Consider the following 19,886-nt stretch of genomic DNA (forward strand, 5'->3'; position numbering starts at 1 on the left):
CCACGCGCTTGTAGCCGTGCCGGGGCCGCGGTAGACCGTACTGGCCCGTCACTCGGGACGGGTTCGCGGCGCACCCTGGGGAGACGGACATGAGCGTGACGAGCAGGTACCGGGAGGCCTGGGAGGGCTTCTGGCGCGAGGCTCCCGAGGAGGAGGGAGCCGTCTTCTGGGACGCGGAGCCGGCCCTGACCGCCGGCGTCCACCTCGGCCTGTTCGCGCCCCATCTGGTCGACTCGGGCCTGGCGATGGTGGACCTCGGCTGCGGCAACGGCACCCAGACCCGCTTCCTCGCCGACCGCTTCCGGCACGTGGTGGGCGCCGACCTGTCCGCCGCCGCCGTCGAGCACGCCCGGCAGGCCGACCCCGCGGGCCAGGCCGGCTACCGGGTGCTCGACGCCGTGGAGAAGAACGAGACCGAGACGCTGCACGCGGAACTCGGCGACGCCAACGTCTACATGCGCGGCGTCCTGCACCAGGTCGAGCCCGACGCCCGGCAGGCCATGGCGGACGGCATCGCCACGCTGGTGGGCGAGCGGGGGCGTGCCTTCCTCGTGGAACTGTCCGAGACCGCCAAGCCCGTCCTGGTGGGCCTGGCGCAGGGCCCCTCCGGCCCGCCGCCCAAGCTCGCCCCGGTCTTCCGGCACGGTCTCGCGCCCGGTGAGGTCGCCGACGACGACGTGCCCGGGTATCTGACGGCGGCCGGCCTCACGGTGCTCGCCGCCGGCGAACTACCGCTCGTCACCACCGAGTTCACCGCCGACGGCGCACGGATCGAACTGCCGTCGAAGTGGCTGGTGGCGGGCCGCGTGAGCTGAGGGCCGCCGCGCTAGCGGACCAGTGACACCTGAGCAGGCCACAGCACATCGCCCGCCATCAGCAGGGACGGCCCCAGATGCACCGGGCACACGGCCGGCGCCGGCCGCCGGTAGCGGACGACCTCGAAGCGGGCGGGGTCGGGGCAGTCCGCCGCGCCCTCCGGGCGGCCGTACGGCCCTGGCAGCGCACGGGAAGGCCCCCGGGACGCCGGTCGTCCGCCGCGGGATCGTGCTTCGTCATGGGCCCTCGCCTTCGGCATCGACGGACTCCCATCCGACGCCGCCGCGCCCGCCGCCGCAACCCGGGCTCCTCCGAAGCAGCGAGTCCTGGAACCGGACCCGTCCCGGCGCGTAACGTGGCGCATCATGAAGATCCTGATCAGCGCCGACATGGAAGGTGCCACGGGCGTCACGTGGCCGGCCGACGTGCTGCCCGGGACACCGCAGTGGGAGCGGTGCCGCTCGATGTTCACCTCGGACGTGAACGCGGCCGTGCTGGGGTTCTTCGACGGCGGGGCGGACGAGGTCGTCGTCAACGAGGCCCACTGGACCATGCGCAACCTCCTCCTGGAACGGCTCGACGAGCGGACGCAGATGCTCACCGGACGGCACAAGTCGCTGTCCATGGTGGAGGGCGTGCAGCACGGCGACGTGGACGGGATCGCGTTCGTCGGCTACCACGCCGGCGCCGGCATGGAGGGCGTCCTCGCCCACACCTACCTCGCCAACTCCATCACCGGGGTGTGGCTGAACGACGTCAGGGCCAGCGAGGGCCTGCTGAACGCGCACGTCGTCGCCGAGTACGGCGTGCCCGTCGTCCTCGTCACCGGCGACGACGTGGCCTGCGAGGACGCCCTCGGGTACGCGCCGGAGGCACTCAAGGTCGCCGTCAAGGACCATGTCTCGCGGTACGCGGCCGTGTGCCGCACACCGACGAGGACCGCCGCCGACATCCGGGCCGCGGCCGAGGCGGCGGCAGAGCTGGCGGTTTGTCACGAACCGCTGCGGGCAGGGCCGTTCACCATCGCCCTGGAGTTCGACGCCGAGCACCTCGCCATGGCCGCCACCGTCGTGCCCGGCGTGGACGGGATCGGCGAGCGCAAGGTGGCGTACACCAGCGGCACCATGTACGAGGGCATCCGTACCTTCAAGGCGGTCACCACGATCGTCTCGGCCGCGGTGGAGGAGCAGTATGGCTGACCAGCAGGCACTGGACGAGGTGGTCCGGTTCACCTCCGACCTGATCCGGATCGACACCACCAACCGGGGCGGCGGCGACTGCCGGGAGCGGCCCGCCGCCGAGTACGCGGCCGAACAGCTGGCCGGGGCGGGCCTCGAGCCCGTCCTGCTGGAGCGCACCGAGGGGCGGACGAACGTCGTCGCCCGTATCGCGGGCAGCGAACCGTCCGCCGACGCGCTGCTGCTCCACGGTCACCTGGACGTCGTCCCGGCCCGGGCCGAGGACTGGAGCGTGCACCCCTTCTCCGGGGAGATCCGCGACGGCGTCGTGTGGGGGCGCGGCGCGGTCGACATGAAGAACATGGACGCGATGATCCTCGCCGTGGTGCGGCAGTGGGCGCGCGAGGGCGTCCGGCCCCGCCGGGACGTCGTCGTCGCCTTCACCGCGGACGAGGAGGACAGCGCCCGCGACGGCTCCGGGTTCCTCGCCGACGAGCACCCCGGCCTCTTCGAGGGGTGCACCGAGGGCGTCAGCGAGTCGGGGGCGTTCACCTTCCACGACGGCAGCGGCCGGCAGCTCTATCCGATCGCCGCCGGCGAGCGCGGCACCGGCTGGCTGAAGCTCACCGCGCGCGGGCGTGCCGGGCACGGCTCCAAGGTGAACGGGGAGAACGCGGTCACCCGCCTCGCCGCCGCCGTCACCCGCATCGGCGAGCACGAGTGGCCGCTGCGGCCGACCCCGACGGTGCGGGCGGCCCTGACCGAACTCGCCGCGCTGTACGGCGTCGACGGCGGCCTCGACGACGTGGACGCCCTGCTGCGCAAGCTCGGCCCGGCCGCGAAGCTCGTCGAGGCGACCGTCCGCAACAGCGCCAACCCGACCATGCTGGAAGCCGGTTACAAGGTCAACGTGATCCCGGGCGAGGCCGTCGCGTACGTCGACGGTCGGTATCTGCCCGGCGGCGAGGACGAGTTCCGCGCCACCCTCGACCGGCTCACCGGGCCGGACGTCGACTGGGAGTACCACCACCGCGAGGTCGCCCTGCAGGCACCCCTGGACTCGCCGACCTACGCCCGGATGCGCGCCGCCGTCGAGGAGTTCGCGCCCGAGGGCCATGTGGTGCCGTACTGCATGTCGGGCGGCACGGACGCCAAGCAGTTCTCCCGCCTCGGCATCACCGGCTACGGATTCACCCCGCTGAAGCTGCCGGAGGGGTACGACTACCAGGCCATGTTCCACGGCGTCGACGAGCGGGTGCCGGTGGAGGCACTGCACTTCGGCGTCCGGGTACTCGACCGGTTCCTGCGCACGGCCTAGGCGAGTTGGGAGAGACGTGCACACCCTGCCGTACGGTTCCTGGCCCTCACCCATCGACGCGGCGCTCGCCGCCGTGCACGACGGGCACCCCGAGTACGTCGGCTTCGTCGGTGACGAGGCCTGGTGGACCGAGCCCCGGCCCGAGGAGGGCGGCCGGCGCACTCTCGTGCGCAGACGGGCCGACGGCCGCGAGGAGCCGGTGCTGCCCGCACCGTGGAACGTGCGCAGCCGCGTCATCGAGTACGGCGGGCACCCCTGGGCCGGGCTGCTGCTGAACGGCCGCCCGGTCGTGGTCTTCGTGAACTTCCCCGACCAGCGCCTCTACCGGTACGAACCAGGCGGCGAGCCGATGCCGTTGACGCCGCTGTCACCCGTCGGCGGCGGACTGCGCTGGGCGGAGCCGCAGGTGCGGCTCGATCGAGGCGAAGTGTGGTGTGTCCTGGAGGAGTTCACCGGCGACGGCCCCACCGACGTACGCCGCGTCCTGGCCGCCGTACCGCTGGACGGCTCGGCCGCCCAGGACCGCGACGCGGTGCGCGAACTCACCGACGACGCACACCGGTTCGTCACCGGCCCGCGGATCTCGCCCGACGGACGCAGCGCCGCCTGGCTGGTCTGGGACCACCCGCGGATGCCCTGGGACGGCACCGAGCTGGTCGTCGCCGAGATCGGTGACGACGGCCGGCTCGGCCGGCCGCGGACCGTCGCCGGCGGGCCGCGGGAGTCGATCGCGCAGGCCGACTGGGCGGCCGACGGGTCCCTGCTGTACGCCAGCGACCGCACCGGCTGGTGGAACCTCTACCGCGACGGCACGCCCCTGTGCCCCCGCGAGGAGGAGTTCGCCGGGCCGCTGTGGAAACTCGGCCACCGCTGGTTCGCCCCGCTGACGAGCGGGCTCGTCGCGGTGGTGCACGGACGCGGCGCCACCGCCCTCGGCGTCCTCGACCCGGAGACCGGGGAGATCGTCGACGCGGCCGGCCCCTGGACCGAGTTCGCGCCCACGCTGGCCGTGCACGGCGAGCGGGTCGTCTCGGTCGGCGCGAGCCCGCGCAGCGCGTACGAGGTGGTGGAGCTGGACACCAGGACCGGACGGGCCCGGGTGGTCGGCGCCGAGCATCAGGACGCCGTGGACCCCGCCCACTACCCCGAGCCGCAGATCCGCACCTTCACCGGGCCCGCGGGACGCGACGTCCACGCCCACATCTACCCGCCCCACAACCCCGGTTGTGTCCCTCCCGGCGACGAGCTGCCGCCCTTCGTCGTCTGGGCGCACGGCGGGCCCACCAGCAGATCGCCGCTCGTCCTGGACCTGTCCATCGCCTACTTCACCTCTCGCGGCATCGGGGTCGCCGAGGTGAACTACGGCGGTTCGACCGGGTACGGCCGCGAGTACCGGGAGCGGCTGCGCGAGCAGTGGGGCGTCGTCGACGTCGAGGACTGCGCGGCCGTCGCCCTCGCCCTCGCCGACGAGGGCACCGCCGACCGCGACCGGCTCGCCGTCCGCGGCGGCAGCGCCGGCGGCTGGACCACGGCCGCCTCGCTCACCCAGACCGACGTCTACGCCTGCGGCACGATCCTCTACCCCGTTCTCGACCTCGCCGCCTGGGCCGAGGGGGAGACCCACGACTTCGAGTCGCGGTACCTGGAGTCGCTGGTCGGACCGCTCGCCGAGGTGCCCGGCCGGTACGCGGAACGCTCGCCCACCGAGCACGCCGACCGTGTCACCGCGCCGTTCCTGCTGCTCCAGGGCCTGGACGACGTGATCTGCCCGCCCGCGCAGTGCGAGCGGTTCCTGGAGCGGATCCGGCGCCGGCGGGTGCCGCACGCCTACCTCGCCTTCGAGGGGGAGGGGCACGGGTTCCGGCGCGCCGACACCATGATCCGCTGTATGGAGGCCGAACTGTCCCTGTACGCGCAGGTGTTCGGCATCGATCCGCGAGGCGTCCCGACCCTGGAGCTGTCCGAGTGAGCGAAGCGGTACGAGAACTCCTGCGGCCGGCCCGGCTCGCCCCCGGCGCCCGCGTCGCCGTCGTCGCCCCCAGCGGGCCGGTGCCCGAGGAACGGCTCCAGGCCGGCCTCGACGTGCTGCGCGGCTGGGACCTCGAGCCGGTCGTCGCGCCCCATGTGCTCGACCGGCACGGCGAGTTGACCTACCTCGCGGGGACGGACGCCGACCGCGCCGCCGATCTGCAGGCCGCCTGGTGCGACCCCTCGGTGGACGCCGTGCTGTGCGCGCGGGGCGGTTACGGCGCGCAGCGCATGGTCGACCTCCTCGACTGGGAGGCGATGCGGGCGGCCGGGCCGAAGGTGTTCGTCGGCTTCAGTGACGTCACCGTGCTGCACGAGGCGTTCGCCGCACGCCTCGGCCTGGTCACGCTGCACGGGCCGATGGCGGCCGGCGTCGACTTCGTCAAGAACGCCCGCGCGCAGGAACACCTCAGGTCAAGCCTCTTCGCGCCGGAGACCGTCCGCACGATCACCTCCCAGGGCCGCGCCCTCGTCCCCGGGCGCGCGCGGGGCGTCACGCTCGGCGGCTGTCTGTGTCTGCTCGCCGCCGAGCAGGGCAGCCCGCACGTCCGACCCGGTGCCCGCGGCGGACTGCTGTGCCTGGAGGACGTCGGCGAGGAGACGTACCGCCTGGACCGCTATCTCACCCAGCTCGGGCGCGCGGGCTGGCTGGAGGGGGTGCGAGGGGTGCTGCTCGGGTCGTGGGAGCAGTGCGAGCCGTACGAGAAGGTGCGTGCGCTGCTCGTCGACCGGCTCGGCGGGCTCGGCGTCCCGATCGCCGAGGACTTCGGGTTCGGCCACTGTGCGGGCGCCCTGACCATCCCCTTCGGGGTGTCCGCCGCATTCGACGCCGACGCGGGCACGCTGACCCTGGACGAGCCCGCGCTGCGCTGACCAAGAGCGGGCGCGCGACGTAGGGTGGCGGGATGCCGCACACCGCTTCCCGCCATCTCGCCGAGGGACCCCGGGTCGGGATACGCCACTTCACCTACGCAGACGGTGCCGAGTTCACCGCGCGGGCCCGGGAGAGCAAGGACCTGCACCACCCGTGGCTGTTCCCGCCGGACACCGCGAACGCGTACACCGCCTACGCCGGCCGGCTGATCGAGGACCCGACCAAGGCCGGATTCCTCGTGTGCGAGAAGGACGACGGCGCCATCGCCGGGTTCATCAACATCAACAACATCGTCGAGGGCGGCTTCCAGTGCGGCGCGCTCGGTTACGGCGCCTTCGCGCACGCCGCCGGCCGCGGACTGATGCGCGAGGGACTGGGGCTGGTGGTGGGCCACGCCTTCGGGCCGATGCGCCTGCACCGCCTGGAGATCAACGTGCAGCCGGGCAACACCGCCTCGATCGCCCTGGCCCGCTCCTGCGGCTTCCGCCTGGAGGGCTTCTCCCCGAACATGCTCTTCATCGACGGGGCGTGGCGCGACCACGAACGCTGGGCCATCACCGTCGAGATGACGGGATGACCCGCGAGGCCGCCTTTGCGCAATCCTGACCGGTAGGTCCCCTGGCCGGATCACCGGTCAGCGGCTTCCATGGTGATCGTGACGACGATCCGACGTGAGGTACTGACCATGCCGGCGGCGGAGCTGGGGCCGGACAATCCGCTGCCCCCACTGCGGCTCCCGCACGAGGTGCACCGCATCGAGGACCGCGAGCGCGACGAACTGCCGCGTGACATGGCACGCCAGGCGGGCTACGAGCCCCTGCGCAGCCTGCTGCCGGTGCGGACGAGGGACGGATACGGGCGCTCGCGCGAGCCCCGCGGGATCGACGCCCTCGTGATCGAGAACGACCGGCTGCGCGTCACCGTCCTGCCGGGGCTCGGCGGCCGGGTCGCCTCCCTCCTGCACAAGCCGACCGGCCGCGAACTGCTGTACCGCAACCCCGTGTTCCAGCCGGCCGCCTTCGCCCTCAACGGCGCCTGGTTCTCCGGCGGCATCGAATGGAACATCGGCGCCACCGGCCACACGACGCTTGCCTGCTCACCCCTCCACGCGGCCCGCGTCGCCGCCCCCGACGGCGGCGAGATGCTCCGGCTGTGGGAGTGGGAACGCTTGCGCGACCTGCCCTTCCAGGTCGACCTCTGGCTGCCGGACGGCTCCGACTTCCTCTACGTCGGCGTCCGCGTCCGCAACCCCCACCGGCGGCAGGTACCGACGTACTGGTGGTCCAACGTCGCCGTCCCCGAGACGCGCCGGGTCCTCGTACCCGCCGAAGAGGCCTGGCACTTCGGGTACGAGCACCGGCTGCGGAGGGTGCCCGCGCCCTCGCACGCGGAGATCGAGCACCACCCGCACGCCGCCGACTGGTTCTACGACGTTCCCGAGGACCGACGCCGCTGGATCGCCGCGCTCGACGCCGACGGGCACGGGCTGGTGCAGACCTCCACCGACGCGCTGCGCGGCCGAAAGCTCTTCATCTGGGGCAAGGGGCCCGGCGGGCGCCGCTGGCAGCAGTGGCTCACCGAACCGGGCACCCACGGCTACCTGGAGATCCAGGCCGGCCTCGCCCGCACCCAGCTGGAGCACGTACGGCTGGACGCGGAGAGTGAGGTGTCCTGGCTGGAGGCGTACGGTCCGCTGCACTCCCCGTCGGCCGCCGACGAGGTGGAGGCCCGCCTCGAAGCGGCCCTCCCGCGCGCTGAAGTCGACGCCGCGTACGCCGCCTGGAAGGCGTGCGCCGACACGGAACCGGACGGGACCCTCGCCACCGGCTCCGGCTGGGGCGCCCTCGAAGTACTGCGCGCCGACCTGAAGTTGCCCGGCACGCCCTTCGACGAGAGCACCCTCGGCGACGCCCAGAAGCCCTGGCTGCACCTCCTGCGTGCCGGGTTCCTCCCCGAGCCGCGCCGGGTGCGGCCGCCCGGCGAGACGCTCGTCGCCCCGCACTGGCGGGACATGCTGGAGACCGCGCCGGCCACCCCGCTCACCGAGTACCACCTCGGCGTCGCCCAGTGGCATGCGGGCGACCGGGCGCAGGCCGTGCGCAGTTGGGAGCGGGCGCTCCAACTCGCCCCGTCCCTGTGGCCGTTGCTGCGCTGCCTGGCCGTCGCCGACCAGGTCGGCGGCAACCCGGAGCGGGCCGCCGACCGGTATGTGGAGGCCTTCGACGACCTGTGCGCCGAGCGGCGCGACGACGGCGCGTCGTGGACGGCGGCCACGGCCGCGCTGGGCCGCGAGGCGATCGAGGCACTGCTCGCCGCGGGCCGCCCCGCGCAGGCGCGCGCCGTGTGGGACCGGCTCCGGCCCGCCGTCCGGCGGCGCGGCAGGTTCCGGCTGATCGAGGCCGGGCTGCTGCTCGCGGAGAGGATGCCGGAGGAGGCGCGCGACATCTTCCGTGCCGGCTTCGAGGTCGCCGACCTGCGGGAGGGCGCGGAGACGATCGGCCGGCTGTGGGCGGGGCTGAGCGACGAACCCCTCCCGGCGCACTACGACTTCCGCATGCGGCCGCCGGAGGCGTGACTACGGATTGCGGTCCGCGTACTCGTACACCGTGCCGTCCGGGTGCATCGCGATCAGGTTGCGGCCCCCGGGCGTCGGCACCGGACCGGCGACGATGCGCGCCCCGAGCTCGGTGAGCACCCGGTGGGCCTCGTCGAGGTCCTTCACCGCGATGGTCGCCGCGACCTTGCGCAGCACCTCCAGCTCGGCCTCGGGCCCGCTCATCAGCAGAAAGCAGCCGACCGCGGCCACCTGGACGCCCCCGCGTTCGAAGCGGAGGGCGTGGCCGCCCGCGAGGCGTTCGTAGAAGGGGACCGCGGTCTCCAGGTCGTCGACGCAGATGCGCAGCGTGGCTCCCAGAATGTCCATGCGGACGAGCCTAGTTGGGACGGCCGGACGAGGTGATCCGTTCCGGTGATCACCCTGCTCCGGCCGCCCCTCGGGCGTGGGTCAGCCCATGGCCTTGCGTACGACGTCACGGGTGCGGTCGATGACGGCCGCCATCGGTCCCACCACCACGTTCTTCAGGGCGGTGTCGGTGCCCGGGTGCGGGCGGGTCGGTGCCAGCGCCTCGGCCGCCCGCACCGCGCGGGCCAGGGCCTCGAGCCTGCCGCGGTCGGCGATCCGTGCGAAGTGCGCGAACTCGTACCGCTCCTCGTTGTCGGCGTGCGCGAGGACGTCCTGGCGCAGGGCGGCGAACCCGTCCAGGAACGCGGGCGAGTCCGGATCCATGTCGTCCAGCCGGGACAGGGCCTGCTTGGCCTTCTCCTCCTCCTCGATGCGGTCCTTGACGACCAGCTCACCGCCCTCGATGTGCTTGCGGGCGAAGGGGTGGACGACCTCCTCCTCCGCGGTCTCGTGCACCGCGAGGAGCCGGACGAGATCGTGGAAGTGCCGCTTGCGGTCCTCGCCCTTGGTGTTCGCCACCTCGTCGAACAGTTCTCGGATCGCGGTGTGCTGCTGCTCGAGCAGCTCCACCACGTCGGTGCGCTCCGTCATGCCGTCACTCCTGCGATGGGTTGTGTGAGGGTTTCGTCGTGTGAAGTCGTGTGAAGTCGTGCGATAGTCCGACGTGCGCTTTCTCGGTCGTGCGAGCCGGTGGGTACCCGGGGCCCCGGGGCTGACGCGCTGCTTTCCGGCCGTGACGGACCGCGTTATGCGCTGGGGCGTACGGGTACCCGGCGGCCATGGAAGGCTTGGATCATCTGGAGCATCTGGACAAGCACCTGGTCGACGAGCTGGCGCAGGTGGCGCGCGAGACCGTGCGCGACGAACTGCGCGAACAGACTCGCAAGCAGCGCCGCAGGGCCATGCTGTACGGGGCGTCCGGCGCCGTGGCCCTCTACGCGGGAGCGGCCCTCGCCCTCGCCGTGGGCCTCGCGCTGGCGATCGCCCTGCCCGACTGGGCCGCCGCGCTGATCGCCGCGGTGATCCTGGGCGTCGTCGCCTACGCCCTGCGCAGCGCTGCCCGTCCCTCCGCCTCCCGGCCCGGCTCGGAGCACGCGGCGCAGATGGCGGCCGCCACCGACCGCGACCGCACCCACGGCGCCACTCCTCCGTATCCGCCGGTGCCGCCCGTGGCACCCGGTGGCGCGGCCGGCGCGAGCGGTGCGCCCGTGGCCGGGACGCCGGCGGCCGGCGTGCCGGGAATACCGGCGCCGACGCAGGAGAACATGGATCCCGAGCAGCCGCATCACCGGGGGTGACGCGAGGTGCGCAAGCGTTGGGGAGTGCAGGTACCGGGGAGTCCCAGGACCGTCGTGGTGACCGGCGCCAGTGGAGGCGTCGGCCGGGCCACGGCCGTGGCCTTCGCCGCCCGGGGCGACCGGGTCGCCCTGCTGGCCCGGGGACGCGAGGGTCTGGCCGCGGCCGCCGACGAGGTGCAGCGCGCCGGCGGCGAGGCTCTGGTCGTCCCCGTGGACATGGCGGACGCCAAGGCCGTCGAGGACGCGGCTCAGCGCGTCGTCGACACGTTCGGGCACATCGACGTCTGGGTCAACAACGCCTTCGCCGGGGTGTTCGCGCCGTTCACCGAGATCACCCCGGACGAGTTCAAGAGGGTCACCGAGGTGACCTACCTGGGTTACGTGTTCGGCACCCGGGCCGCCCTGCGCCACATGCTGCCGCGCGACCGCGGCACGATCGTGCAGGTCGGCTCCGCGCTGGCGTACCGCGGGATTCCGCTGCAGTCGGCGTACTGCGGGGCCAAGCACGCGATCCAGGGGTTCAACGAGTCGTTGCGGTGCGAGCTGCTGCACTCCCGCAGCGGGGTGCGGACCACGATGGTGCAGCTCCCGGCCGTCAACACCCCGCAGTTCGACTGGGTGCTCAGCCGGATGCCGGGACAGGCCCGGCCGGTGGCTCCCGTCTACCAGCCCGAGGTCGCCGGACGGGCGATCGTCCACGCCGCCTCGCACGCCCGGCGCCGCGAGTACTGGGTCGGTGGCTCCACGGCGGCCACCCTGATCGCCAACGCGGTGGCCCCCGGCGTACTGGACCGCTACCTGGCACGGACCGGCTTCGAGTCCCAGCAGGACAAGGGGCAGCACGGCGAGTCCGCCAACCTGTGGGCACCCGTGGACGGACCGCACGGGCGGGACTTCGGCGCCCACGGGCGGTTCGACGGGGAGGCCCACGGGAGCAGCCCGCAGGACTGGGTCTCGCGCAACCGGACCCGGGCGGGTGCGGTGCTGACCGTCGGCGCCGGCGTGCTGGCGGCCCGCAGGCTCACCCGCCTGGTGCGCCGCTAGCCGGGGGACCTTGGCCAGGGCCTGTCGAACGGCAGGTCCTAGCCCACCCGGTACTGGCCCACCTCCTCCGCCAGGAGCGTCAGTCCGTGGCCCACGCCGCCCAGCGGCCGCACGGAACCGCCCGTGGGGTCCAGGGCCCCGTCGAAGAACATGTCCTCGATGCGGACGTGGTCGTGGAACCACTCCATGTGGCGGACGTTGGGCAGCGACGCTGCGGCCGCCGCGTGCGCGTGGGGCGCGCAGTGCGTGGAGACCTCCAGGCCATGGGCCTGGGCCAGGGCCGCGGCGCGCAGGAACTCCGTGATGCCGCCGCAGCGCGTCGCGTCGATCTGCAGGCAGTCGACCGCGCCCGCCGCGATCATGCGGGCGAAGTAGGGCAGGTCGTATCCGTACTCACCGGCCGTGACGTCGCAGACCAGGGCGTCGCGGACCAGCCGCAGGCCGGTGAGGTCGTCGGAGGAGACCGGTTCCTCGAACCAGCCGACCCCGTGCTCCGCGAGGGCACGGCCGACCCGCACGGCCTGCTTGCGGGTGTAGGCGCCGTTGGCGTCGACGTACAACTCCGCGTCCTCGCCGATGACATGACGTGCGGCGCGGACCCTGGCCAGGTCACGGGGGACCGCCCGCCCCCAGCTCTCACCGATCTTGATCTTCACGCGCGGGATGTGCTGCCCGTGCACCCAGCCGTTGAGCTGGGCGGCCAGATGCGTGTCGTGGTACGTCGTGAAACCGCCGCTGCCGTACACCGGCACCTCCTCCCGGCACACGCCGAGCAGCCGCGCCAGCGGCAGTTCGAGCAGGCGGGCCTTCAGGTCCCACAGGGCGATGTCGAGCGCCGAGATCGCGCACGCCGCGACACCCGGCCGGCCCGCGTTGCGCACGGAACGGCACATCGCGTCGTGCAGGGCGGGGACGTCGAGGGCGTCGCGGCCCTCGACCAGCGGGGCCAGCTGTCCGCGCAGGAAGTCGGCGACGGCCGGCGGGCCGTACGTCCAGCCCGTGCCGGTCGCGTCGGCTGCCGAGACCTCCGCGATCACCATCGTCGTCGAGTCCCAGGACAGTGTGCCGTCGGCCTCGGGGGCGTCCGTGGGCACGGTGTAGACGGAGACGACGGGCCGCTGGAGCTTCATCGCCGCCCCCTCACGCCTGCTGCAACTGCGGCAGCACCTTCGTCCGGTAGAAGTCGAAGAAGCCGCGCAGGTCGGGGCCGATCTGGTTGACGTAGACCCGGTCGAAACCGGCGTCCGCGAACTGCTTCAGCTCCGCCACGTGCTCGTCGACGTCGTCCCCGCACACCCGGTTCTCGCGCACCATGTCCTCGGTGACCAGCTGCTGCGCCTGCTCGAAGTGCCTGGGGGAGGGCAGCACCTGACTCAGCTCGCCGGGCAGCTGCTCGTTCGCCCAGAGCCGGTGCACGGTCCGTACGGCCTCGTCCCGGTCGGTGTCGTAGCAGACCTTGGTGCCGCCGCTGACCAGCTTCCCGCCGCCCCCGCCCTTGCGGTACTGCTCCACCATGGCCGCGTCCGGCATCATCGTGATGTAGCCGTCGCCGACCCGTGCCGCCAGCTTGGTGGCGGCCGGCCCGAAGCCGGAGATGTCGATCGGCACGGGCTCCTCCGGCACCGTGTACAGCCGGGCGTTCTCCACCGTGTAGTGCGGGCCGCGGTGGTTGACCTCCTCGCCGCTGAACAGCCGGCGCATGATCTGGATGGCCTCCTCCAGCATCTCCAGGCGGACGTGCGCGGGCGGCCAGTGGTCGCCGAGGATGTGCTCGTTGAGCGCCTCACCGGAGCCGAGACCGAGCCGGAAGGCGCCGTTCGTCATCACCGCGCTGGTCGCCGCGGCCTGCGCCACCACCGCCGGGTGCATCCGCACGGTCGGACAGGTCACCGCCGTCTCCACCGGCAGCGATACGGCCTCGGACAGCGCGCCGATCACCGACCACACGAAGGGGCTCTGGCCCTGCTCGTCGTTCCACGGGTGGTAGTGGTCCGAGATCCACAACGACTGGAAACCGGCCTGCTCGGCCATCCGCGCCTGCTCGATCAGCTCCGCGGGACCGTACTGCTCGCACGAGAGGAAATAGCCGTACTCGGGCATGGGGGAGTGCCTCCGCGACGTCGGCGGTTGTGGTCCGGGTCCGGGTACCCGGGGGCCGCGACGGAAACCGGCGCACGTTTGGCGGCCCTGACCAGGGGGACGCGGAAGTCTCCGTACGACGCCCACGACAGCGCCGGAGGCGAACCGTGGCTCGACCCCGCATCCTGATCGTCGGAGCCGGCTTCGCCGGGTACCAGACGGCCCGCACCCTGTCCCGTCTGATGCGGCACAGGGCCGAGGTCACCCTGCTGAATCCGACCGACTACTTCCTGTACCTGCCCCTGCTGCCCCAGGTCGCCGCCGGCATCCTGGAGCCGCGCCGGGTCACCGTCTCCCTCTCCGGCACCCTGCCGCACGTCCGGCTGGTCCTCGGCGAGGCCGACGCGATCGACCTCGACGGGCGCACCGTGCACTTCACCGGGCCGGAGGGCGACGGCGGGACCCTCGCCTACGACCGGCTGGTGCTCGCGGCAGGCAGCGTCAACAAGCTGCTGCCCATCCCGGGCGTCGCCGAGCACGCGCACGGCTTCCGCGGGCTGCCCGAGGCGCTGTACCTGCGCGACCACGTGACCCGGCAGGTGGAGCTGGCGGCCGCCGCGGACGACCCGAAGACCTGCGCCGCGCGCTGCACCTTCGTGGTGGTCGGCGCCGGGTACACCGGCACCGAGGTCGCCGCGCAGGGGAAGCTGTTCACCGACGCGCAGGTCCGCAAGCATCCGCTGCGCCGGGGCATGCGGCCACGCTGGCTGCTGCTCGACATCGCGAAACGGGTGCTGCCCGAACTCGACGAACACCTCTCGCGCACCGCCGACACCGTGCTGCGCGAGCGGGGCGTCGACGTGCGCATGGGCACCTCCGTGAAGGAGGCCACGCACGAGGGGGTGCTGCTCACCGACGGCGAGTTCGTGCCCACCCGCTCGCTGGTGTGGTGCGTCGGCGTACGGCCCGATCCGCTCGCCGAGTCCATGGGGCTGCCCATGGAACGCGGCCGCCTGCTCGTCGATCCGCACCTGCAGGTGCCGGGCCGGCCCGAGCTGTTCGCCGCCGGGGACGCGGCGGCCGTGCCGGATCTGGAGAAGCCCGGCCAGTACACCCCGATGACGGCACAGCACGCCTGGCGGCAGGGCAAGGTCGCGGGCCGCAACGTCGCCGCGTCGCTGGGCCACGGGGAGCGGCGGGCCTACAGCCACCGGGACCTGGGGTTCGTCGTCGACCTGGGCGGGGTCAAGGCCGCCGCCAATCCGCTCGGCGTCCCGCTGTCCGGCCCCGTCGCGGGCGCGGTCACCCGGGGCTACCACCTCGCCGCGATGCCCGGCAACCGCGTCCGGGTCGCCGCCGACTGGCTCCTGGACGCCGTACTGCCGCGCCAGGCCGTCCAGCTGGGCCTCGTCCGCTCCTGGTCGGTGCCCCTCGACACCGCCTCCCCGGAGCTGGCGCGGGTGGCGGGCCGGCCGGAGGGCCGACCGGAGACCGAGGCCCGCTCGGGCCCCGGCGCGGCCACCGCGGCGGACACCTCAGGGCGGACCGGGACGACGGAACAGCCCGAGCCCGCCAAGAGCCGGCCGGGCGGCGAGCCCGCGAAGAGCCGGCCGGGTGGAGAGGCCGCGAAGAGCCAGCCGGGTGGAGAGCCCGCGAAGAACCAGCCGGGTGGAGAGCCCGCGAAGAACCAGCCGGGCGGCGAGGCCGCGAAGAATCAGCCCGGCGGTGAGGCCGCGAAGAATCAGCCCGGCCGACCGGCCGGTGGCGACTCGGACGGGAAGGCGCGTGACGGTGAGGGCGCGCAGACTCCCGGACCCGACCGCCGCTCCGACATTTCCACAGAAGGAGACGCATGAACACCACCGAACTCACCGAGCTCGCCCAGCAGTTGAGGGTCGACAGCGTGCGCGCCGCGGCTGCCGCGGGGTCCGGGCACCCGACGTCCTCGATGTCCGCCGCGGACCTGATGGCCGTCCTGATCGCCCGCCACCTCCGCTACGACTTCGACCGCCCCGCCCACCCCGGCAACGACCGCTTCGTGCTGTCCAAGGGGCACGCCTCGCCGCTGCTGTACTCCGCCTACAAGGCGGTCGGCGCCGTCGACGACGAGGAACTGCTGAGCTTCCGCAAGCTCGGCAGCCGGCTCGAAGGGCATCCGACCCCGCGCCGGCTGCCCTGGGTCGAGACGGCCACCGGATCGCTCGGCCAGGGGCTCCCCGTCGGCGTCGGCATCGCGCTGTCCGGCAAGCGCCTGGAGCGCACCGGCTACCGCGTGTGGGTGCTGTGCGGGGACAGCGAACTGGCCGAGGGATCCGTGTGGGAGGCCGCCGAGCACGCGGCGTACGAGCACCTCGACAACCTCACCGCCGTCGTCGACGTGAACCGGCTGGGCCAGCGCGGACCCACCCGGCACGGGCACGACCTCGACGCCTACGCCCGCCGCTTCCAGGCGTTCGGCTGGCACACCATCGAGGTCGACGGGCACGACGTGGACGCCATCGACCGCGCCTACGGCGAGGCGGCCTCGACCGCCGGCCAGCCCACCGTCATCCTCGCCCGCACCCTCAAGGGCAAGGGCGTCCAGGCCGTCCAGGACCGCGAGGGCCTGCACGGCAAGCCGCTGCCCGACGCGGACGAGGCCATCGCCGAGCTCGGCGGCCCCCGCGACATCCGCGTCCAGGTGAAGGAACCGCCCGCGGCCCGGATGCTGCACGCCGTGCGCACCGGCCACTACGAGCTGCCCCGCTGGGACAAGGGCGGCGAGGAGGTCGCCACCCGCAACGCGTTCGGGGAGGCGCTGGCCGCGCTCGGCAGCGGCCGCGGCGACGTCGTGGCCCTCGACGGCGAGGTCGGCGACTCCACGCGCACGGAGGCCTTCGCCAAGGAGCACGCCGAGCGCTACTTCGAGTGCTACATCGCCGAGCAGGAGATGGTCGCCGCCGCCGTCGGTCTCGCCGCCCGCGGCTGGGTGCCGTACGCCTGCACGTTCGCGGCCTTCCTGACCCGTGCCTACGACTTCGTGCGGATGGCGTCGATCAGCGGCGCCGGCATCAACCTCGTCGGCTCGCACGCCGGGGTCGCCATCGGCCAGGACGGGCCCTCCCAGATGGGTCTGGAGGACCTGGCGATGATGCGGGCCGTGCACGGCTCCACCGTGCTGTACCCGTGCGACGCCAACCAGACCGCCCGGCTGGTCGCCGAGATGGCGGGCTGCGAGGGCATCCGCTACCTGCGCACCTCCCGCGGCGAGAGCCCGGTGATCTACGGCCCCGACGAGGAGTTCCCGATCGGCGGCAGCAAGGTGCTGCGGTCCTCCGCCGACGACCGGCTGACCCTCGTCGCGGCCGGTGTCACCGTGCACGAGGCGCTCGCCGCCGCCGACGCGCTGGAGCGGGAGGGTATCCGGGTCCGGGTCGTCGACCTGTACTCGGTCAAGCCCGTCGACCGGCTCACGCTGCGCCGGGCCGCGGAGGAGACCGGCTGCCTGGTCACCGTGGAGGACCACCACGAGGAGGGCGGTCTCGGCGACGCCGTCCTGGACGCGTTCCTCGACGGCCGGCCCGTACCGCGGCTGGTGCGGCTCGCCGTGCGCGACATGCCGGGCTCCGCCTCGCCGGACGAGCAGTTGCACGCGGCCGGTATCGACGCCGAGTCGATCGCGGCGGCCGGGAGGTTGCTGGTGGAGGAGGCGGTCGTGTCGTGAGCGCCGACGGTGCACGGACCGTGCGGGCCGGGCGCCGGACGGTGCGGGTCCACCGGGCGGACAAGGTGCTCTTCCCCGGAAGCGGCGACGCGAAGGAGTACACCAAGGGCGACCTGGTCGACTACTACCGGTCGGCCGCCTCGCTGATGCTGCCGCACCTGCGCGGGCGTCCGCTGATGCTGGAACGGCACCCGGACGGCATCGACGGCCCGCGCTTCATGCAGAAGAACACCCCCGAGAACTACCCGGACTGGATCACCCGCGTCGAGCTGGCCAAGGAGGGCGGCACGGTCTGCCACACCGTGTGCGGCGACACGGCCACCCTGGTGTACCTGGCCGACCAGGCCGCCGTCACCCTGCACCGCTGGCTGTCCCGGGTGGGGCGGGTGGACCGGCCCGACCGGATGGTGTTCGACCTGGACCCGGCGGGTGACGACTTCGCGGCGGTGCGGGAGGCGGCCCGGTGGCTGGGCGAGCTCCTCGACGAGCTGAAGCTGCCCTCCGCACTGATGACGACGGGATCGCGCGGCCTGCACGTGGTGGTGCCGGTCGACGGCCAGAACGACTTCGACGAGGTCCGCGCGTTCGCCCGGGAAGTGGCCGACACCCTCGCCGAGGCCCACCCCGACCGGCTCACCACCGCCGCTCGCAAGAAGGACCGCGGCGAGCGGCTCTACCTCGACGTGGGCCGCAACGCCTACGCGCAGACGGCGGTCGCCCCCCTCACCGTGCGTGCCCTGCCCGGGGCGCCCGTGGCCACCCCCATGGACTGGTCCCAGCTGGACGACCCGGGCCTGCACGCGCGTCGCTGGACCATCGCCGACGCGGTCGAACAGGTCCGCGGCGACCCCTGGGCCGGCCTCCTCAGCAAGGCGCGCGCGCTCGGACCCGCCCGGCGCAGGCTCGACGCCTTGCGCGGTGCGTGAAGGTTTGGCGGCTGATATTGCGGCCACCCGCAAACAAGAGGTGGCCATGTCTGACACAAGAAACTCACAAGAATCCCAGAATTCACAGGAATCGCAGAATTCGGACAAAGGGACTGGCGGGGCGAGAAAGCGGTCCAACCCGATGGAGGTGCTGCGCAACGCGCGCACCCAGCTCGCGGAGCTGACGGGCATGACCCCCGAGAGCGTCTCGTCGTTCGAGCAGACGGACGACGGCTGGTGTCTCGAGGTCGAGGTCCTGGAGCTGGCGCGGGTGCCGGACACGATGAGCCTGATGGCGAGCTATCAGGTCGACCTCGACCAGGACGGTCAACTGACCGGATACCGACGTGTCCGACGTTACGAGCGCGGGCGGGCCGACGCACACAGGTCCGGCGGCCGCTAGGCCACCGTCCCGCTCACATTTCCGAGACCACAGAAAAGGAGGCGCGGTCGGCATGACCGTTGTCCCGGCACAGCAGACCGGCGGCGGGGGCGGTTCCAGCGGCCTCTACGACGTTCTGGAACTCGTCCTCGACAGGGGTCTGGTCATCGATGCGTTCGTTCGGGTCTCCCTGGTCGGCATCGAGATCCTGAAGATCGACGTCCGTGTCGTCGTGGCCAGCGTCGACACCTACCTGCGCTTCGCCGAGGCGTGCAACCGGCTCGATCTGGAGTCCGGCCCGCACAAGGACCCCGGCCTGCCCGACCTGGTCGGTGAGATGACCGAGTCCGGTGCGCGCGGCAAGTCCAAGGGTGCGCTCTCCGGAGCCGCCGAGACCGTCTCCGGCGCTTTCAAGCAGGCGCGTGACGAGGGGCGCGAGAAGGAGACCGAGTCCCGGCCGCGCACCCGCAAGGCCACGACCTCGCGCAGGAAGGAGGAGCAGGAGTGAGCACGTACGTCTACGGCATCACCGCGAGTTCGCACCCGGCGCTCCCGGAGGACCTGGTGGGCGTCGGTGATCCGCCGCGCCAGGTTCGGGTCCTGCAGGCCGGGGAGCTGGCGGCCGTCGTGAGCGACGCGCCCGAGGGGCTGCGGCCCAAGCGCAAGGACCTGCTCGCCCATCAGGCGGTACTCGCGGAGGCGGGCGCCGCCGGGGTGGTGCTGCCCATGCGCTTCGGCAGCGTCGCACCGGACGACGACACCGTCACCGGTGTCCTCACCGAGCGCGCCGACCACTACAAGGAGCGGCTGGGCGCCCTGGAGGGCAAGGTCGAGTACAACGTCAAGGCCACCCACCAGGAAGAGGCCGTACTGCACCTGGTGATGTCCGGCAACCCGGACATCCGCGCCATGACCGAGGCCAACCGGCAGGCGGGCGGCGGCAGTTACGACGACCGGCTCAGGCTCGGCGAGATGGTGGTCTCCGCGGTCAAGGCCCGCGAGGCCGAGGACGCGGCCGAGGTCCAGCAGGCCCTCGAACCCCTCGCCGCCGACGTGGCGGCCGGCCCCGAGTCCAGCGGCTGGCTGCTCAACGTCTCCTTCCTGGTGGACCGCGACTCCGCCGACGAGTTCCTGGCGGCGGTGGACCGGATCCGCAACAGCCATCCCCACATCGAGCTGCGCGTCAACGGGCCGCTGCCCCCGTACAGCTTCGTGGAACCGGGCCCCGCCGAGCACGCGAGCTCCGCGGCAGGTCCGGGCATCGCCCAGGAGTGAGCA

General features: G+C 73.1%; 19 protein-coding genes. 15 read left to right on the forward strand and 4 right to left on the reverse strand.

The genetic code is table 11. From position 1 onward, the window contains the following. Positions 1–89: 89 nt before the first annotated feature. From LN251_RS25485 to LN251_RS25515, 7 genes are all read left to right on the forward strand, one after another. On the forward strand, positions 90–815 hold the full coding sequence (locus LN251_RS25485; RefSeq protein WP_458246424.1) for a class I SAM-dependent methyltransferase: 726 nt from the start codon (positions 90–92) through the stop codon (positions 813–815). Positions 816–1,181: 366 nt separating this feature from the next. After that, a complete protein-coding gene (locus LN251_RS25490) occupies positions 1,182–2,015 on the forward strand; it encodes a M55 family metallopeptidase (RefSeq protein ID WP_458246425.1) in 834 nt (277 codons plus the stop codon). Beyond that, positions 2,008–3,312 carry a M20/M25/M40 family metallo-hydrolase gene (locus LN251_RS25495; RefSeq protein WP_458246426.1) on the forward strand — a complete coding sequence of 435 codons (1,305 nt, stop codon included), beginning with the start codon at positions 2,008–2,010 and terminating at the stop codon, positions 3,310–3,312. The genes LN251_RS25490 and LN251_RS25495 overlap by 8 nt, the downstream gene beginning before the upstream one ends. 16 nt (positions 3,313–3,328) lie before the next feature. Then, a complete protein-coding gene (locus LN251_RS25500; protein WP_458246427.1) occupies positions 3,329–5,281 on the forward strand; it encodes a dipeptidyl-peptidase 5 in 1,953 nt (650 codons plus the stop codon). Next, entirely contained in the window at positions 5,278–6,213 is a 936-nt protein-coding gene (locus tag LN251_RS25505; protein ID WP_458246428.1) for a S66 peptidase family protein, read from the forward strand. The genes LN251_RS25500 and LN251_RS25505 overlap by 4 nt, the downstream gene beginning before the upstream one ends. A 32-nt stretch (positions 6,214–6,245) precedes the next feature. Continuing rightward, positions 6,246–6,791 (forward strand): GNAT family N-acetyltransferase, encoded by a 546-nt coding sequence (locus LN251_RS25510; protein WP_458246429.1) that lies wholly within the window; start codon positions 6,246–6,248, stop codon positions 6,789–6,791. A 69-nt stretch (positions 6,792–6,860) separates the two neighbouring features. Continuing rightward, a complete protein-coding gene (locus LN251_RS25515) occupies positions 6,861–8,789 on the forward strand; it encodes a DUF5107 domain-containing protein (RefSeq protein WP_458246430.1) in 1,929 nt (642 codons plus the stop codon). Here the strand turns inward: LN251_RS25515 and LN251_RS25520 are convergent, their stop codons facing one another. Both LN251_RS25520 and LN251_RS25525 read right to left on the reverse strand, forming a co-directional pair. Beyond that, positions 8,790–9,137, reverse strand: a complete 348-nt coding sequence (locus LN251_RS25520) for a VOC family protein (RefSeq protein ID WP_362988157.1) — start codon at positions 9,135–9,137, stop codon at positions 8,790–8,792. An 81-nt stretch (positions 9,138–9,218) separates the two neighbouring features. Next, complete coding sequence (locus LN251_RS25525; protein WP_458246431.1) at positions 9,219–9,767, reverse strand: hemerythrin domain-containing protein; 549 nt, start codon at positions 9,765–9,767, stop codon at positions 9,219–9,221. 188 nt (positions 9,768–9,955) lie between these two features. Here LN251_RS25525 and LN251_RS25530 point away from each other — a divergent pair, with 188 nt between their 5' ends. Together LN251_RS25530 and LN251_RS25535 are read left to right on the forward strand one after the other, a co-directional pair. Continuing rightward, on the forward strand, positions 9,956–10,474 hold the full coding sequence (locus tag LN251_RS25530; RefSeq protein WP_458246432.1) for a phage holin family protein: 519 nt from the start codon (positions 9,956–9,958) through the stop codon (positions 10,472–10,474). A 24-nt stretch (positions 10,475–10,498) separates the two neighbouring features. After that, positions 10,499–11,518, forward strand: a complete 1,020-nt coding sequence (locus LN251_RS25535; protein WP_458246796.1) for an SDR family oxidoreductase — start codon at positions 10,499–10,501, stop codon at positions 11,516–11,518. Between the two features lie 38 nt (positions 11,519–11,556). Here LN251_RS25535 and LN251_RS25540 read toward each other — a convergent pair whose 3' ends face one another. Next, entirely contained in the window at positions 11,557–12,648 is a 1,092-nt protein-coding gene (locus tag LN251_RS25540) for an enolase C-terminal domain-like protein (protein WP_458246433.1), read from the reverse strand. 10 nt (positions 12,649–12,658) lie between these two features. Next, positions 12,659–13,618, reverse strand: coding sequence for an LLM class F420-dependent oxidoreductase (locus LN251_RS25545; protein WP_458246434.1), 960 nt, complete (start codon positions 13,616–13,618; stop codon positions 12,659–12,661). A gap of 146 nt (positions 13,619–13,764) precedes the next feature. Between LN251_RS25545 and LN251_RS25550 the strand changes: the two genes are divergently transcribed. Genes LN251_RS25550 through LN251_RS25575 form a run of 6 tightly spaced genes read left to right on the forward strand, consistent with a single transcriptional unit; the run spans position 13,765 to position 19,883 of the window. Then, a complete protein-coding gene (locus LN251_RS25550; protein ID WP_458246435.1) occupies positions 13,765–15,453 on the forward strand; it encodes an FAD-dependent oxidoreductase in 1,689 nt (562 codons plus the stop codon). Beyond that, positions 15,450–17,300 (forward strand): transketolase, encoded by a 1,851-nt coding sequence (locus LN251_RS25555; RefSeq protein ID WP_458246436.1) that lies wholly within the window; start codon positions 15,450–15,452, stop codon positions 17,298–17,300. The genes LN251_RS25550 and LN251_RS25555 overlap by 4 nt, the downstream gene beginning before the upstream one ends. Further along, positions 17,297–18,226, forward strand: a complete 930-nt coding sequence (gene ligD / locus LN251_RS25560) for a non-homologous end-joining DNA ligase (RefSeq protein WP_458246437.1) — start codon at positions 17,297–17,299, stop codon at positions 18,224–18,226. The genes LN251_RS25555 and ligD overlap by 4 nt, the downstream gene beginning before the upstream one ends. Positions 18,227–18,272: 46 nt before the next feature. Further along, the gene (locus LN251_RS25565; RefSeq protein WP_458246438.1) at positions 18,273–18,629 is read left to right on the forward strand and encodes a gas vesicle protein GvpO; all 357 of its coding nucleotides are present in this window, start codon (positions 18,273–18,275) and stop codon (positions 18,627–18,629) included. 52 nt (positions 18,630–18,681) lie between these two features. Next, entirely contained in the window at positions 18,682–19,116 is a 435-nt protein-coding gene (locus tag LN251_RS25570) for a gas vesicle structural protein GvpA (RefSeq protein WP_458246439.1), read from the forward strand. Then, positions 19,113–19,883 (forward strand): GvpL/GvpF family gas vesicle protein, encoded by a 771-nt coding sequence (locus LN251_RS25575; protein ID WP_458246440.1) that lies wholly within the window; start codon positions 19,113–19,115, stop codon positions 19,881–19,883. Before LN251_RS25570 ends, LN251_RS25575 begins: the two co-directional genes overlap by 4 nt. Positions 19,884–19,886 lie beyond the last annotated feature (3 nt).

It is taken from the genome of Streptomyces sp. MAI_2237 (assembly GCF_054189285.1).

Bases quoted from the DNA above. Each gene is read 5' to 3' on its own strand.
- LN251_RS25570 (WP_458246439.1), top strand. From the start codon at position 18,682: ATGACCGTTGTCCCGGCACAGCAGACCGGCGGCGGGGGCGGTTCCAGC.
- LN251_RS25525 (WP_458246431.1), bottom strand. From the start codon at position 9,767: ATGACGGAGCGCACCGACGTGGTGGAGCTGCTCGAGCAGCAGCACACC.
- LN251_RS25555 (WP_458246436.1), top strand. From the start codon at position 15,450: ATGAACACCACCGAACTCACCGAGCTCGCCCAGCAGTTGAGGGTCGAC.
- LN251_RS25495 (WP_458246426.1), top strand. From the start codon at position 2,008: ATGGCTGACCAGCAGGCACTGGACGAGGTGGTCCGGTTCACCTCCGAC.
- LN251_RS25520 (WP_362988157.1), bottom strand. From the start codon at position 9,137: ATGGACATTCTGGGAGCCACGCTGCGCATCTGCGTCGACGACCTGGAG.
- LN251_RS25515 (WP_458246430.1), top strand. From the start codon at position 6,861: ATGGTGATCGTGACGACGATCCGACGTGAGGTACTGACCATGCCGGCG.
- LN251_RS25510 (WP_458246429.1), top strand. From the start codon at position 6,246: ATGCCGCACACCGCTTCCCGCCATCTCGCCGAGGGACCCCGGGTCGGG.
- LN251_RS25545 (WP_458246434.1), bottom strand. From the start codon at position 13,618: ATGCCCGAGTACGGCTATTTCCTCTCGTGCGAGCAGTACGGTCCCGCG.
- LN251_RS25540 (WP_458246433.1), bottom strand. From the start codon at position 12,648: ATGAAGCTCCAGCGGCCCGTCGTCTCCGTCTACACCGTGCCCACGGAC.
- LN251_RS25530 (WP_458246432.1), top strand. From the start codon at position 9,956: ATGGAAGGCTTGGATCATCTGGAGCATCTGGACAAGCACCTGGTCGAC.
- LN251_RS25565 (WP_458246438.1), top strand. From the start codon at position 18,273: ATGTCTGACACAAGAAACTCACAAGAATCCCAGAATTCACAGGAATCG.
- LN251_RS25485 (WP_458246424.1), top strand. From the start codon at position 90: ATGAGCGTGACGAGCAGGTACCGGGAGGCCTGGGAGGGCTTCTGGCGC.
- LN251_RS25490 (WP_458246425.1), top strand. From the start codon at position 1,182: ATGAAGATCCTGATCAGCGCCGACATGGAAGGTGCCACGGGCGTCACG.